The organism is Jejubacter calystegiae, assembly GCF_005671395.1.
Taxonomy (GTDB): domain Bacteria; phylum Pseudomonadota; class Gammaproteobacteria; order Enterobacterales; family Enterobacteriaceae; genus Jejubacter; species Jejubacter calystegiae.
The window spans coordinates 733442-747903 of sequence record NZ_CP040428.1 but is presented as its reverse complement, the minus strand read 5'-3'; the positions used below and the strand labels follow the sequence as shown (position 1 = coordinate 747903).

General features: G+C 55.4%; 15 protein-coding genes. 7 read left to right on the top strand and 8 right to left on the bottom strand.

Features of this window, described 5'->3' with window-relative positions; genetic code table 11:
• Window positions 1-139: 139 nt before the first annotated feature.
• The gene (gene tsgA, locus FEM41_RS03550) at window positions 140-1321 is read right to left on the bottom strand and encodes an MFS transporter TsgA (RefSeq protein ID WP_138094499.1); all 1182 of its coding nucleotides are present in this window, start codon (window positions 1319-1321) and stop codon (window positions 140-142) included.
• A gap of 267 nt (window positions 1322-1588) precedes the next feature.
• Between tsgA and ppiA the strand changes: the two genes are divergently transcribed.
• The 4 genes from ppiA (at window position 1589) to argD (ending at window position 4810) form a co-directional block, all read left to right on the top strand.
• Entirely contained in the window at window positions 1589-2161 is a 573-nt protein-coding gene (gene ppiA / locus FEM41_RS03545) for a peptidylprolyl isomerase A (RefSeq protein ID WP_138094497.1), read from the top strand.
• Between the two features lie 104 nt (window positions 2162-2265).
• On the top strand, window positions 2266-2904 hold the full coding sequence (locus FEM41_RS03540) for a putative adenosine monophosphate-protein transferase Fic (RefSeq protein ID WP_138094495.1): 639 nt from the start codon (window positions 2266-2268) through the stop codon (window positions 2902-2904).
• A 32-nt stretch (window positions 2905-2936) separates the two neighbouring features.
• Window positions 2937-3500, top strand: coding sequence for an aminodeoxychorismate synthase component 2 (pabA, locus tag FEM41_RS03535; protein WP_138094493.1), 564 nt, complete (start codon window positions 2937-2939; stop codon window positions 3498-3500).
• Window positions 3501-3589: 89 nt separating this feature from the next.
• A complete protein-coding gene (gene argD, locus FEM41_RS03530) occupies window positions 3590-4810 on the top strand; it encodes a bifunctional acetylornithine/succinyldiaminopimelate transaminase (protein WP_138094491.1) in 1221 nt (406 codons plus the stop codon).
• Here the strand turns inward: argD and FEM41_RS03525 are convergent, their stop codons facing one another.
• Window positions 4811-6895 (bottom strand): YccS/YhfK family putative transporter, encoded by a 2085-nt coding sequence (locus FEM41_RS03525; RefSeq protein WP_138094489.1) that lies wholly within the window; start codon window positions 6893-6895, stop codon window positions 4811-4813.
• Between the two features lie 72 nt (window positions 6896-6967).
• On the bottom strand, window positions 6968-7600 hold the full coding sequence (crp, locus tag FEM41_RS03520) for a cAMP-activated global transcriptional regulator CRP (RefSeq protein ID WP_138094487.1): 633 nt from the start codon (window positions 7598-7600) through the stop codon (window positions 6968-6970).
• A gap of 305 nt (window positions 7601-7905) precedes the next feature.
• Between crp and FEM41_RS03515 the strand changes: the two genes are divergently transcribed.
• Complete coding sequence (locus FEM41_RS03515; RefSeq protein WP_138094485.1) at window positions 7906-8310, top strand: OsmC family protein; 405 nt, start codon at window positions 7906-7908, stop codon at window positions 8308-8310.
• A 44-nt stretch (window positions 8311-8354) separates the two neighbouring features.
• On the opposite strand, the gene FEM41_RS03510 is transcribed toward FEM41_RS03515, so the two are convergent.
• The 3 genes from FEM41_RS03510 to FEM41_RS03500 all read right to left on the bottom strand — a co-directional run bounded on the left by FEM41_RS03510 (window position 8355) and on the right by FEM41_RS03500 (window position 10526).
• Window positions 8355-9221, bottom strand: coding sequence for a phosphoribulokinase (locus FEM41_RS03510; RefSeq protein WP_138094483.1), 867 nt, complete (start codon window positions 9219-9221; stop codon window positions 8355-8357).
• A 69-nt stretch (window positions 9222-9290) separates the two neighbouring features.
• Complete coding sequence (locus tag FEM41_RS03505) at window positions 9291-9509, bottom strand: YheU family protein (protein WP_138094481.1); 219 nt, start codon at window positions 9507-9509, stop codon at window positions 9291-9293.
• A complete protein-coding gene (locus FEM41_RS03500) occupies window positions 9510-10526 on the bottom strand; it encodes a hydrolase (RefSeq protein ID WP_138094479.1) in 1017 nt (338 codons plus the stop codon).
• 152 nt (window positions 10527-10678) lie between these two features.
• Here FEM41_RS03500 and FEM41_RS24480 point away from each other — a divergent pair, with 152 nt between their 5' ends.
• Window positions 10679-10855: a hypothetical protein gene (locus FEM41_RS24480; protein WP_168198754.1), complete on the top strand. Its 177-nt coding sequence runs from the start codon at window positions 10679-10681 to the stop codon at window positions 10853-10855.
• Between the two features lie 230 nt (window positions 10856-11085).
• On the opposite strand, the gene FEM41_RS03495 is transcribed toward FEM41_RS24480, so the two are convergent.
• Together FEM41_RS03495 and FEM41_RS03490 are read right to left on the bottom strand one after the other, a co-directional pair.
• Window positions 11086-12084, bottom strand: coding sequence for a 5-bromo-4-chloroindolyl phosphate hydrolysis family protein (locus tag FEM41_RS03495; protein WP_138094477.1), 999 nt, complete (start codon window positions 12082-12084; stop codon window positions 11086-11088).
• A 1-nt stretch (window position 12085) separates the two neighbouring features.
• A complete protein-coding gene (locus tag FEM41_RS03490; protein ID WP_138094475.1) occupies window positions 12086-13219 on the bottom strand; it encodes a toxic anion resistance protein in 1134 nt (377 codons plus the stop codon).
• Between the two features lie 251 nt (window positions 13220-13470).
• On the opposite strand from FEM41_RS03490, the gene tauA reads away from it, so the two are divergent.
• A complete protein-coding gene (tauA, locus tag FEM41_RS03485) occupies window positions 13471-14460 on the top strand; it encodes a taurine ABC transporter substrate-binding protein (protein ID WP_168198862.1) in 990 nt (329 codons plus the stop codon).
• Window positions 14461-14462: the final 2 nt, after the last annotated feature.

Sequence of the window (14462 nt, the reverse complement as noted above, 5' to 3'; positions counted from 1 at the left end):
GGTATATTCTTGATTTTTAAGTGGATATCTAAGTGGCGGAAAATGCTGGTTTTTAATTGAGCAGTTTCTTTAGGGGGAATATTGGCAGGTTGGGGAGCGATTCCCCCCGAGAGGGAGGAATCGGTCGTGAGTAGATCGGTCACTGTTTCACGATACTGGCATGCTGGCGGTGACGGGAGACAAATCCCAGTAGCAGGCACATCAGGAAGACCACGGCATAGAGACCATTGGCGGTAAACAGCGCTGCCTGTGGCCCGCTGTGGGCGACTATTGGGCCGGTGACCACAAAGGTCAGCATGGTGCCGATGGTGCCGCAGGTCAGCACGAAGTTAACCAGTTTCGGTGACGCCACCCGGGTCTGTAGCGAGCCCAGGGTGATAATCGAGGTGTAGATAGCGCTGGAGCAAAAGCCAAGCGCCAGAATAAACCACGGCAGATGTGGGGCGCTGCTGGTAATAAAGCCGTACATCAGCAGCGTGGCAAGTAGCGCCAGCACCGTCAGGATGCGCTGCAGATCGAAGAAACGCAGTATCACGCTGAAGGCCCACATGCCCAGCATATAGGACATCCAGAAGTTACTGACCAACCTGCCGGCATCGTTCAGATTCATTCCCAACTGCCTGGCGTATTCCGGGACCCAGGAGATAAAACCCAGCTGGCCGAGGATGTAGCAGAGTGCCGCGATGGACAGGAACAGAACGCCGATTCCCCATTTCTCTTTCGGCGCTTTCTGCTGCTCAGGAGCGGCGTGGCGCCCCAGGGCCGGAAACTGGCAGCCCAGGGTCAACAGGAAAATGGCGACGTAGATCAGGCCGATGCAGACGTACACCCAGTACCAGGTAAGGCTGCGCGCCAGCAGAAAGGCGGCCAGCATCGGAAAAATCATGCCTGCCATGCTGAAGAAGGAGTCGGTAAACAGCAACCGGGAGCCGCGCTGACGGCCTTCATACATATGGGTAATCAGAAAGGTACCGATAGACATGGTAATACCGCTGACCAGGCCCATGACGAACATCGAGGCGGAAAAGAGAGCCAGGCTGTGGCCGAGTATCAGCCCCGCCAGCGCCAGGATCATCAATATGAAGCCAAAACGCAGCTGGGTTTTTAGCGGAACGATTTCCATTAGCCAGGCATTCAGGAAGATGGAGATCAGGATCCCGGCGTTAAGAAAGGTGAAAGTATTACTCATGCTGGAGACCGGCAGACCGAAGTAATCTGCGATATTTCCCATGACCATTCCGGTGATAATCACCAGCGCCCCGGTCAGGGCGTAGGAGAGAAAACTGATCCAGGTAAGCTTGATACGATTGTGACTGGTCATAACGAACCTGTGAATAGAAGTGTAAAGCGCATTGACGGCGCGGTAAGCGCTCGAAGTCTAGACATTAATGTGATCAATTTAAACTTTTTACTGTTTATTTTATGAAATAAGCTTTTTGTTTTGTGTTTTGAGTCCCGTTTTTGAACTAAAAAACCGTTTTAGCTGCCAGTCATGGAGCCATCGTAAAAAAAGGTAAATGGCTGGCATGACGCAGCGAGGCTCTTTAAAATCAATCAATTCCCCTCAAGCTTCTCAAAGGAACCGTTCATGCTGAAATCGACCCTGGCAGCGGTCGTTACCGTGTTTGCCCTTTCAACGCTTTCTCCCGCCGCACTGGCGGCAAAAGGCTCCCCGCACGTTCTGTTGAATACCTCTGCAGGCGATATTGAACTTGAGCTGGATAGCCAGAAAGCGCCGGTTTCAGTACAAAACTTCCTGGACTATGCCAACAGCGGTTTTTATAACGGTACCGTCTTCCACCGCGTGATTCCGGGCTTTATGGTTCAGGGCGGCGGTTTTAACAAAGAATTGCAGCAGAAGCAGCCGAAGCCGCCGATTAAGAACGAAGCGGACAATGGTCTGCGTAATACCCGTGGCACTATTGCGATGGCGCGTACGGCAGATAAAGACAGCGCCACCAGCCAGTTCTTTATCAACGTGGCCGATAACGCTTTCCTCGACCACGGCCAGCGTGACTTCGGTTATGCGGTATTTGGTAAAGTTGTGAAAGGAATGGACGTTGTCGATAAGATCTCTCAGACCCAGACTCACGATGTCGGCCCTTACCAGAATGTACCGACAAAACCGATCGTTATTCTGTCTGTGAAGCCTCTGCCTTAATCTCTTCGCGCGCGGGCCCTGACGCCCGCGTGCTGCTCTGCCCCCGACGCGGTCCGGAATTGCTGCTTATACTTGTGGCAAACGGGCTGCGTACGGGAGGTGTCATGACCAAAAAACTCACCGACAAACAAAAAATCCGCCTGTGGGAACAGCGACGCTTGCCCTGCTTTCAGGACAGCTGTCGGCTGGAGATCCCTGATTCCGGGCGCGCGCCGGAGCCCGCGGGTAACGCACTGAGCGGCGAAGCGCTGGCGTTGACGACGCAACGCCTTGCCACGCTGGAGCTGGGCCCGGTACTGCGCGGCTTGCCCTGGCTGTGCGCCATCCATCATCATCTGTTTATCGAACTGTTCGATCGGGCCGGCGAACTGCGCCAGGTGGATATTTCGCTGGGAGATACGCCTTTCTGCCTGTTTACCCGAATCGAAAAAGAGGGTAATGCGCTGATGCAAAAGCTGGAGAATGAGCACTATCTGGCGGGGCTGGAGCGCCATCGCTTTGTGACGCGGCTGGCCTGGTATTACGGCGAGATTAATGTTCTGCATCCGTTCCGGCTCGGTAGCGGTCGTACTCAGCGTATTTTCTTTGAACAGATGGCGATCCACGCTGGTTACTGTCTGGACTGGAAACCCGTTACCCCACAGGCATGGCGCGATGCCTGCCAGAGTAGCGCTATGGGCGATCCGGCGCCACTGGAGGCGTTGTTCGCAACTGTCGTGAGCGTAGCAGGGGAAAAAGCGTAGAATAGCGCGGTATCATTTTTGCCGGAGCCGCTATGCTATTACTGATCGACAACTACGACTCTTTTACCTGGAACCTCTACCAGTATTTCTGCGAACTCGGGGCTGATGTCAGGGTGAAGCGTAATGATGAGCTCTCGCTTGATGAGATAACGGCGCTGGCACCCCGGCAACTGGTGATCTCCCCCGGTCCCTGCACGCCCAATGAAGCAGGCATTTCTCTGGCTGCTATCCGCCATTTCGCCGGTCGGCTGCCGATTCTGGGGGTCTGTCTGGGGCATCAGGCGATCGCCCAGGCGTTTGGCGCATCGGTGGTACGTGCCGGTAAGGTGATGCACGGCAAGACCTCCGCTATCCGCCATACGGGCGTCGGTGTATTCCAGGGGCTGAATAATCCCCTGACGGTGACCCGATATCATTCGCTGCTGGTGGACCCCGCTACCTTACCTGACTGTCTGGAAGCGACGGCCTGGAGTGATGAGCAGGAGATTATGGGGCTGCGCCACCGGACGCTGGCGCTGGAGGGGGTGCAATTTCATCCCGAGAGTATCCTGAGCGAACAGGGGCACCGGTTGCTGGAAAACTTCCTGAAGCGCTGATTTTATGTTTGCCAGTGTGTGATTTTTTATGCATATTTAATGATTATATTTTCAATTAAAGATGTGCGTAAAAAAGGGACGGTTAACCCATGGCAAATGAAAATTCAGCGATTACTCGCGCCACTTTTGATGATGTCATCCTGCCCGTTTATGCACCGGCGCAGTTTATCCCGGTGAAGGGGCAGGGCAGCAGGGTCTGGGACCAGCAGGGCAAAGAGTACGTTGACTTTGCCGGTGGTATTGCCGTCACGGCACTGGGACACTGCCACCCGGCTCTGGTGTCGGCGCTGAAGCAGCAGGGAGAGACTCTGTGGCATACCAGCAATGTGTTCACCAATGAACCGGCGCTGCGTCTGGGTCGTAAGATCATTGACGCGACCTTCGCTGAGCGGGTGATTTTCATGAACTCCGGCACCGAAGCCAATGAAACCGCCTTTAAGCTGGCGCGTTACTATGCTTCCACGCGCTACAGTCCGTACAAAACCAAAATTATCGCCTTCCATAATGCTTTCCACGGGCGTTCACTGTTTACCGTATCGGTCGGTGGACAGCCCAAGTATTCAGACGGCTTCGGCCCTAAACCTGCTGATATTATCCATGTGCCCTTTAACGATCTGCACGCCGTGAAAGCCGTCATGGATGACCACACCTGTACCGTGGTGGTCGAGCCGATTCAGGGAGAAGGGGGAGTCACCGCCGCCACGCCGGAGTTCCTGCAGGGGCTGCGTGACCTGTGCGATCACTATCAGGCGTTGCTGGTCTTTGATGAGGTACAGTGCGGTATGGGTCGCGTGGGCAAGCTGTTCAGCTATATGCACTACGGTGTGACGCCGGACATTCTGACCAGCGCCAAAGCGTTGGGCGGCGGTTTCCCGGTGAGCGCGATGCTGACGACCCAGGAGATTGCCTCTGCTTTCCACGTGGGCTCCCATGGCTCGACCTATGGCGGTAACCCGCTGGCATGCGCGGTGGCGGAAGCGGCCTTCGACATCATTAATACCCCACAAGTGCTGGGTGGCATTCAGAGCAAGCGTCAGCGTTTTGTCGACCATCTGCGTCAGATCAACGAGCAATTCAATATTTTCAGCGAAGTTCGCGGTATGGGGCTACTGATTGGTGCTGAGTTGAGTGAAGCATATAAAGGGCGCGCCCGGGATCTGCTGAACGCAGCAGCGGAGCAGGGCGTTATGGTGTTGAATGCCGGGCCGGACGTGGTTCGTCTGGCGCCGTCGCTGGTGGTGGAAGACGCCGACATCGATGAAGGCATGGCGCGTTTCGCCAAAGCGGTGCAGAAAATCGCCCTGGGATGATTATTTGTGGCTTTGCAGACGGCGGCGTAGCCAGGCGCCGTGGTGGGGGCGCTGATGCCAGGCCACGGAAGAGATGGTATGCATCGCATTCAGATGGCTGAGGATGCGATCCAGATGGCGCTCCATGGTGCTCATTGGGCCAATGGTGAGCGCCTCGGGGTCGTCCAGTACGTGAATGGCGCCGCTGTCGTCGGGGTTGTCCCAGGTCAGCCGTTGCTGGCAGCGCTGAATAGCGATTTCACAGGATTGCAGATAGCGTTGGGCCAGCGCTGGCGTCAGCATATTATGCTCGCGCGCCAGGATCGTCATGGCGTTAATATGCTCGACGATAAACTGGCTGTGGGTTACCCATAGCTTCATATCGGCCAGGTAACGGTTATTGAATGATGGCTCCTGCATTGCCTGATTTAGCGAGTTATAGAGCGCATTATGGGCCTGATTGACCCGCATTCGCTCCCAGGCCAGCGGGCCGGGCTGTGGATCGTCGCTCAGGATCTGGCGGATGGCCTGCTGGTCGCGCTCCAGCGCATCGTGGGCATTCTGTCGTAGCAGGCCGCTCTGCCACTGAGGCCACAGCCAGACCATGCCGCCAAAGGCGATCAGGCAACCGAGCAGCGTATCCACCAGTCGGGTCATAATAAACTGCTCACCGCTCAGCGAAAGCAGTTGCAGGCTGTAAACCGCAGTGATGGTAAATCCGACGGTCGCCAGCGCGTAATGTTTACGGATTATCAGGTAGCCAATCAGCGTTATCAGCAGCATTCCCGCCAGAATATAGCCCTGGGGTACGTTAAAGTGTAGCGCGCCCGCCGCAATTAACAGACCCGCGATAGTTCCCCCCGCCCGGTGCAGAATGCGTACCCGGGTGGCGCCATAGCCGTTCTGGGTGACAAACATGATGGTCATTAGTATCCACCAGGGTTTGGGCAGATTGAGCGCGGCGCCAAGCAGACTGGCGATGGCAAGCATGGTTCCAATGCGCGCTGCGCTACGCAGCGCCGAGGACTTCAGCGACAGATAGCTGCGCAGCGCCCGAAGCAGCGGAAGATGCTGTTGCCGGTCGGCCATCAGATCCCGAATATAGAGCGGGCGCTGGGTGCGCAGTAGTCGGGCGATACGGCTGAAGTGATAGTGGCAGAACTGCCCCACCGGGTTTTCCGGATGCTGGCGGGCAATCTTTTCCAGCGCGGAGATGGGTTTTTCCATGCTAAAGCGCCGGGGATAGCGGTGGTAGAGTATATCGTCGCTGACTACGCGCAGCCGGGCGGCCACGGTACGGGCCGCCCAGCGAATCACCGGTTCCGCGTGGCTCTGCTCTACCAGTTTCTGTACCTCTTCAGGCTGGTGAAGGCTGACGGAAATATGCTCCTGAAGATCCAGCGCCACCTGAAAGACGCGCAGCAGGCGCTTATAATCATTCTGGCGGCTGGTGGCAGATAGCATATGCAACTGCTGATAACAGAGGCTGATGAGATCCACCACCTTTTGCTGACGAATCAGCAGCGGCGGCAGCGCATTTTCCGGATCGGTATGCTGGGTCAGCAGGCTGTATTTGGCTTCGCAGTAGTCCGCCAGTTCGCGATAGAGCAGGCTCAGGGTCTCGCGTAGCGGCTGCTCACGCCACATCCAGAACCAGAACCAGTTAAAGGCGCCGTACCACAGGGTGCCGAGCGCATACAGCAGCATCGGCTGCCAGACCGGCATATTGCCGGCCAGCCCCAGAGTAAAGATCGCGGCGATAAGCGAAGCAGGCAACAGGCGGCCATGCAGGGCGCTGATTTCCGCCGTAACGCCCAGTAACAGCGCCATTCCGAAGAAGATGGCGGCCAGTGGCAGCTTTTCCATCAGCAGTAGCTGCACCATCAGGCTGCTAAAGGCGAACAGCGAGCCGCCGACGATCAGGCGTTTAAAGAAACGTTTATGGGGGGTATCCAGGCCCGCGATATTGCAACAGGCGGGAACCAGCGAGAAGAGCAGGCCCTGTTGCAGGCTACCGAATATTAGCCCGATAATCACCGGCAGCGACAGTACCAGGGTCTGACGCAGCGCGTAGTTAACTTCGGGGTGATAGATCAGTCGGCGCATTGGCACAGGGTAACGCGTCAGTGGCAAAGAGAAAAACGGCGCGTTGCCACAACACGCCGTTACAGACCGGGATTAACGGGTACCGAAGACGACGATGGTTTTCCCGTGTGCGGAGATCAGGTTTTGATCTTCCAGCATCTTCAGAATACGGCCAACGGTTTCGCGGGAACAGCCCACGATCTGCCCGATTTCCTGACGGGTGATTTTGATCTGCATTCCGTCCGGATGGGTCATTGCGTCCGGCTGTTTTGCCAGGTTCAGCAGAGTCTGTGCGATACGACCTGTCACATCCAGGAAGGCGAGATTGCCCACTTTCTCTGAGGTGACCTGCAGACGGCGGGCCATCTGCGAGGAAAGGCGCATCAGAATGTCCGGGTTTACCTGGATCAGCTGACGGAATTTCTTATAGGAGATTTCAGCGACTTCGCAGGCGGTTTTCGCCCGTACCCAGGCGCTACGCTCCTGGCCTTCTTCGAATAGCCCCAGTTCACCAATGAAATCCCCCTGATTCAGGTAAGAGAGGATCATCTCTTTCCCTTCCTCATCTTTGATAAGTACTGCGACAGAGCCCTTAACGATGTAATAGAGGGTTTCGGCTTTTTCACCCTGATGAATAAGTGTGCTCTTCGATGGATACTTATGAATGTGGCAATGAGACAAAAACCATTCGAGAGTCGGGTCTGTTTGCGGTTTGCCAAGCACCATGCGCGGTTATCCTCTGGTTATAAGCTGACGCCCGGAAGAATATGGGCCTCCGGGCGTATTGATCGTTTGTCCCCGCTCTTGGGGATCTGGCATGAGAAAAGCCTGTAAGCTACATAAATTTCACGTGAAATTTCATCCCGTACGCGCTTCGCCGCGCCGCGAGAGGGTATCCTCAGTGTTTTAGCATAGCTTTTTCCGGGTGTCTCCTATTGTCTCGTTTCAGCTTGACCCGGATCGCCTTCTGTTGCGACTTTCTTTGCGGCGGCTTACTCTGTGGGGAAGAATGGCTTGATGGGAGCGACAACATGCAGTCACGAGTAAAATGGGTTGAGGGCCTGACTTTCCTGGGTGAGTCCGCCTCCGGGCATCAGGTGCTGATGGACGGGAATTCCGGCGACAAGGCCCCCAGTCCGATGGAGATGGTGCTGATGGCGGTGGGAAGCTGTAGCGCCATCGATGTGGTCTCTATTCTGCAAAAGGGTCGCCACGGCGTGACCGACTGCGAGGTGAAGCTAACCTCGGAGCGTCGTGAAGAGGCGCCGCGCCTGTTCACTCATATCAATCTGCACTTTATCGTTACCGGCCAGGATCTGAAAGACAATGCGGTGTCGCGTGCGGTGGATTTGTCTGCCGAGAAATACTGCTCTGTGGCGCTGATGTTGGGTAAAGCGGTGAATATCACCCATTCATATGAGGTGGTGGAAGGCTGATGCTGGCTGGGGAGGGGAGACAGATTCCCCTCCCCAGCCAGGGATTAGGCTATCTTTTTACCTTCCATAATGCGCCGCACCAGCGGCGTCATAATCAGCTCCATCGCCAGTCCCATCTTGCCGCCCGGCACCACCAGCGTATTGATATGCGAGATAAACGAGCCCTGCAGCATCGCCAGCAGCCAGGGATAATCGACCTCCAGATCCCGGAAGTGGATCACCACAAAGCTTTCATCCAGCGACGGGATCTCTCTGGCGGCGAAGGGATTAGAGGTATCTACCGTCGGCACGCGCTGGAAGTTGATGTGGGTACGTGAGAACTGCGGGGTGATGTAGTTGATGTAGTCTTCCATCGAACGCACCACCGAATCCATCACGGCTTCACGGGAATGGCCGCGCTCGCTGGTGTCGCGCACCAGTTTCTGAATCCACTCCAGGTTGACGATGGGTACTACGCCGACCAGTAGATCCACATGCTGCGCCACATCGTGCTGCGAGGTGACCACGCCGCCGTGCAGCCCTTCGTAGAACAGCACGTCCGTAGGTTCTGGTAGCGGCTGCCAGGGAGTAAAGGTGCCTGGCACCTGATCCCAGGGCACTGCTTCATCGTAGGTATGTAGATATTTGCGGGACTTTCCCGTACCGCTATGACCATATTCGGTAAAGGTATTTTCCAGCAGACCAAAGTCATTGGCGTCCGGGCCGAAATAGCTGATATGGCGCCCTAAATCCCGGGCCTTGCGAATCTCCATATCCATTTCCGGGCGGGTATAGCGGTGGAAACTGTCACCTTCGAGCTCGGCGGCTCTGAGCCCAAGTTCGGCGAAAATCTTACGAAATGCGATGCTGGTGGTGGTGGTTCCCGCACCGCTGGAACCGGTGACGGCGATAATCGGATGCCTGGTGGACATAGCTGAGCAACTCCTTGAGTACAGGGGTGTAGCCACTGAAACACGGCGAATTGTTTGGTAAACCAGATATTAGCCGCGGAATTGCGAGCGCGGCATGATGTTGACCGTTTCATGAAGTTCCGACCATACCACAACGGCTTCGCCGGTTTGTAGCTGATGCTTTACATCCGCCACTTTTTGTTCGAGCGAACGCTCATGTTCACCGTAATCGGTGCCTTCGCGCAACACAAAGGCTTCTATCAGACTATCCAGCGTTTCCGCCGATATCTGCTGCCAGGGAATAATCATTTATCCATCCAGGAATTGACTTAACCAGTCGGGAATACGTTTTTCCAGCCACATTTCCGGGTGTCGTAGTGTTCCCCCCACGAAGCCGACGTGGCCACCGTGCTCGGTCAGCTGATACTCAATGTTGGGGGGCAGATGGTCGAGATCCGGAATGACCTGGTGATCCATAAAGGGATCGTCTTTCGCGTGGATAATCAGCGTCGGTCGGGCTATTTGCGGCAGCATTGGCAGTGCGCTACAGCGTCGGTAGTAGTCCAGGGCATCACGAAAACCGTGGATTTTCGAGGTAATCAGATCGTCGAACTCCCGGATGCGGCGAATGCGTTTCAGGCGGGCTCTGTCGATGGGCAGGGTTCCGGGCCAGGCCTTGAGTTTTCGCCCGGCGTTAGCCTTCAGCAGATTCAGCAGATAGCGCTGGTAGAAACGGGAAAACCCTTTTTCCATATGGTAGCAGCAGGGCTCCAGCATCAGCGGCGCCGACACCACGACGCCAGCCGCCAGCGAACAGGCTTTTTCCTGTTGGGCCATCAGGCAGGCCAGCATATTACCGCCCAGCGAAAATCCCACCGCGGCGGTCGGACGAGCGCCGTAGCGCCGGCGCAGCCAGTCCAGGAAGTAGCTGGCATCGTTAGTTTCGCCGGAGTGATAGATGCGGTTCATGCGGTTTGGTTCGCCGCTACAGCCGCGAAAGTGCATCACCACGCCCAGCCAGCCGCGCTGTTTTGCCGCATTCATCAACCCGTGAGCGTATGGGCTGTGCAGGCTGCCCTCCAGGCCGTGAAACACCACCAGGCGCGGCTTATGCTGTGCTTTTGACGGGTGTTCGCTCCAGGCGAGGTCGATAAAATCGCCGTCCGGCGTATCGATTCTTTGCCACCAGGGGGTAAAGCGCAGCCGACGGCGTATCAGGCGCGGCAGCATGGTTTGCATATGCGGATTGCGTGCGCCGATCATTGGGCGGAAAAGCTGCGTCTCGTCACTATTGGCGGAGAGTTCTGCAGGGGTAATTTCTGCCATGGTACAGAGTAATTTTAGTTAATTAATCCGCCATCATACCGGTAAATCCGTAGATTGTTGATGCTTTTTTTGGTCTGTTTAATTCGTCTCAAAGAGGGGGACCCACAGTTAAGGAATGCTTATTAAATCAATCCTGTGAGGAATACGTCATAATGAATCAGAATAAGAATGCCCGTGCTGAAATGTTTTATCTACGGAGGTATTCAGTCCATGTTAAGGCGATTGCCGTTGCGGTTAATACTGAAAACTATTCTGGTGAGCACATCCTGAATGTGCTGGTTTCTCTTTTACGTCAATCGGTTATTGGTGAAGTATTCGAATACCCCTAGCATTTTTAAGTATATCAGGCGAAGCGTTTTATTCCCTTCACTGACGGCATTTATATTCCGTCCAAATCTGTCGCCCATGGTCAGTTGATCCCACAACATGTTATTTCCCATGGGAATCATCAGGAAATAAGCAAAGAGCTCGACCTGATCGTGCCTGTGTCGTGAGGGAGAAAACGAGATTATTGATGTAGCCGATGCGGGCCCGCCAGTTGCTGTGGGCCCGAAAGGGGTTACAGGAAGCCGTCTGTTTTTAGCAGCTTTTCCAGAGTACTGACTTCGGTGTTCAGTTCCGTTTCGTCGTTTTCCAGCAACTGGGCGTGCTTCTGGCGGAAAGCGGAACGTAGCGCTTTCAATATTTCCACGCTGCGGGCCGTGACCTGATGTTCATTCCCATGTCCGGCAAGCTGACTGGACAGGTTCTGGCTTTTGGTGATGATCTCCTCGACTGACGGCAGATAGCGGTTCAGGAAATCCTGGCCGGGCTGCATATCCCGCGGGTCGGTCAGCATGCAGTGCTGGATAAGCCGCGCATACTTAATAATGCCTTTAAGTTCGCTGTGAACAGCGCCTTCCAGATTTTCCAGACTCTCCAGGCGGGCTATTTCCGTTTCAAACGGCGCCAGTTCCGGTTCGTCCTCGCTGTTATCAGGCTCCTTGTCTTCGTCAAACGCTTCCTCTTCGTCGTCTTCATCCTCTTCTTGCGCGGCTTGCCGCTCCTGGATAAACCGCGGATACCAGTACTTACAGTAAGTGACGAAAAGGGCAATAATCGCACCAGTATAGAAGGGGCTGTTGAGAAGCGTATAGGCTTCTATATAACTACCGATAACGAAGCTCCACAGCGCCATATACCAGTAATGGATGCCGCGCCATTTTCCCAGACTGTTCAGCAGATACACCAGCAGCGCCATACTGCCAGCCCAGAACGGGAGCGCCAGAATATCGCCAGTGGGGATCCAGAGCAGACCGGCGGCTATTCCCATCGCAAGAGCCCTACGGTCAAAAAGCAGAGTCCGGAACAGAATCGTGAATCCTGCCCAGCAGAATACCAGGATGGCGCCATCAAGGGAGCCCTCATCTTCCGGGAGCGGGGGATGGAGTTCCGTAGCCAGTGGCTGGAAGTTATTCATGAATCCTCTTGCCAGGACGAACAGCAAAAATACAAGCGTAGCGCGTTTCCAGCGTTTATCGGTCAACCTTTCGGCAAGGCGTTGCTCAAGACTGCTCATGTTATGCCTGCTCTACTTTTCCCGCGCCGCCGTTGGCGATATTCGCAAGGCGAAGGCGCAGGTCGTTTTCCATGGATGACAGCTCTTTTTCCACTTCGCTGCGACGCTTGCGGGCGTCGCTGGCGATATTGACCGACTCTTCAATAGTGTTCAGCAGACGGGACTGCACATCACGCAGGGTTTCGATATCCACTACCGACCGCTCCACTTCGCGGGCGGTTTCCAGAGTGCCGGTCTGCAGCAGCTCTGCATTGCGACGCAGCATCTCGTTGGTGGTATCTGAAACCTCTTTCTGCAGCTTTGTGGCCTGACGCTGTGAATGCAGCGACAGCGCCAGCACAATCTGGCTTTTCCAGATGGGAATGGTGGACAGAATGCTGCTCTGTATTTTTTCCGCCAGCGCCTGGCTGTTCCCCTGCATCAGGCGAATCTGCGGTGCAGTTTGTATCGCAATGGTGCGTGACAGCATCAGGTCATGCAGGCGGCGCTCAAAGCGCTGCATCCCGTCAATCATATCCCGGACAACCTGGGCATTCATGGGGTTATCGGAAAGCTGCGCCTGGGCCTGAGGCAGATCGTGTTGCTGGAGCTGCTCCAGCTTGCGCTTACCGGCGATGATATGCAGGTTGATCTGCTGGAAGAAGTCGCGGTTGCGGGTAAACAATTGCTCCAGCGTAGAGATATTGCGGAGTAGATCGACCATCGCTTCATCCAGCTTACGGGTAATACCTTCCACCTGCTGCGCCAGCGTTTGATACTCCATGAGCGAGCGTTCGACGCGGTTAAACAGCTTGCCGATCAAGGGGATCGAGGCCAGCATGCCGGGCTTTTTGTCGAAGGCGGTCAGATCGACGGACTTTACCTTACCCAACATGTCGGTCAGTTGTTCACCTATAGCGCCGGCATCTTTGGCGCGCACTTGCTCCATCAGGGCGTCGGAAAAGCGTGAAATGCCATTCATGGTTTTGGCGCCGTAAGACAGGGAAAGCACCGGATCGTTAATATCTATCTGCTCGATGAGTTGCTGAACTTCCTGCTGTTGTTCCTGGGTTAGCCGCTCATCAGAAGGGAGCGCGTCGGTAATATCCAGGGGGGCCTGAGAGGCGGAAACGGTGACTGAGGTGCTTTCCGTCATTAATGCATTCCTTAAATAAGAGAACAGTCCGTCTGCAGCAAAATGACGTGAGGCTGGCCACGGAAACAATGGGCGTAATGGTACTTCACGCGCAGAGGCGAGCCAACAAGGCCATGAGAAATATATGGACTCCAGGGGCGGTATTTTCTTTATATTCCTTTAAGAAATAAAAGATAATTTTTTATTTCTTTTTATAGTCTTCGCGTCCGGATACAACTGTCGCTAACAGAGAGTGAATAACGGAGCGAATGATGGCGGGCAGATTTCCTTTATTTCGGGCAGCGACGCTGCTGGCACTGGTGCTGACGGCAGGAGCTGCCCAGGCGGTAGAGGTGACCGTAGCGTATCAGACCTCGGCGGAACCGGCCAAAGTGGCTCAGGCAGAGAATCGCTTTGCGAAGCAGTCCGGAGCAGAGGTTGACTGGCGTAAGTTCGACAGCGGTGCCGGCGTGCTGCGGGCGATGGCCTCTGGAGATGTGCAAATCGGCAATATTGGCTCCAGCCCCCTGGCGGTAGCCGCCAGCCAGCGTCTGCCGGTTGAAGTTTTCCTTGTTGCGTCGCAGCTCGGCAGTTCGGAAGCGCTGGTGGTGAACCAGAAAATCCGCTCGCCGCAGGATCTTATCGGTAAACGTATTGCCGTGCCTTTTATCTCCACGGCTCATTACAGCCTGCTATCGGCGTTACAGCACTGGGGCATTCGTCCCGATCAACTGACTATTGTCAATCTGCAGCCGCCTGCTATTGCCGCGGCATGGCAGCGCGGCGATATCGACGGTGCTTATGTCTGGGCTCCGGTGGTTAACGCCATGGCGAAACAGGGCCGGGTGCTGACCGATTCCGGGCAGGTAGGGCAGTGGGGAAAACCGACGCTGGATGTCTGGGTGGTACGCAAGGATTTCGCCGAAGCGCATCCGGAAGTTGTTACCGCGTTTGCAGCCAGCGCGCTGACCGCTCAGGGGGAATACCTGAAGGCGCCAGATGCCTGGCTGAAAGATAAGGAGCACCTCAGCGTTCTGTCGCGTCTGAGCGGCGTGCCGCAGGAACAGATTCCGGGACTGGTTAAGGGAAATCGCTATCTGCCGGTGGCGCAGCAAATAGAGCAGCTCGCTCAGGGCGGACCGGTGGCGCATACGATTCACGATACCGCGCAATTCCTGAAACAGCAGGGCAAGGTTGCCCGGGTTAGTGACGATTACAGCGACTGGGTGACCGATCGCTTTGTGAAACAGGTTCAACCCTAAGG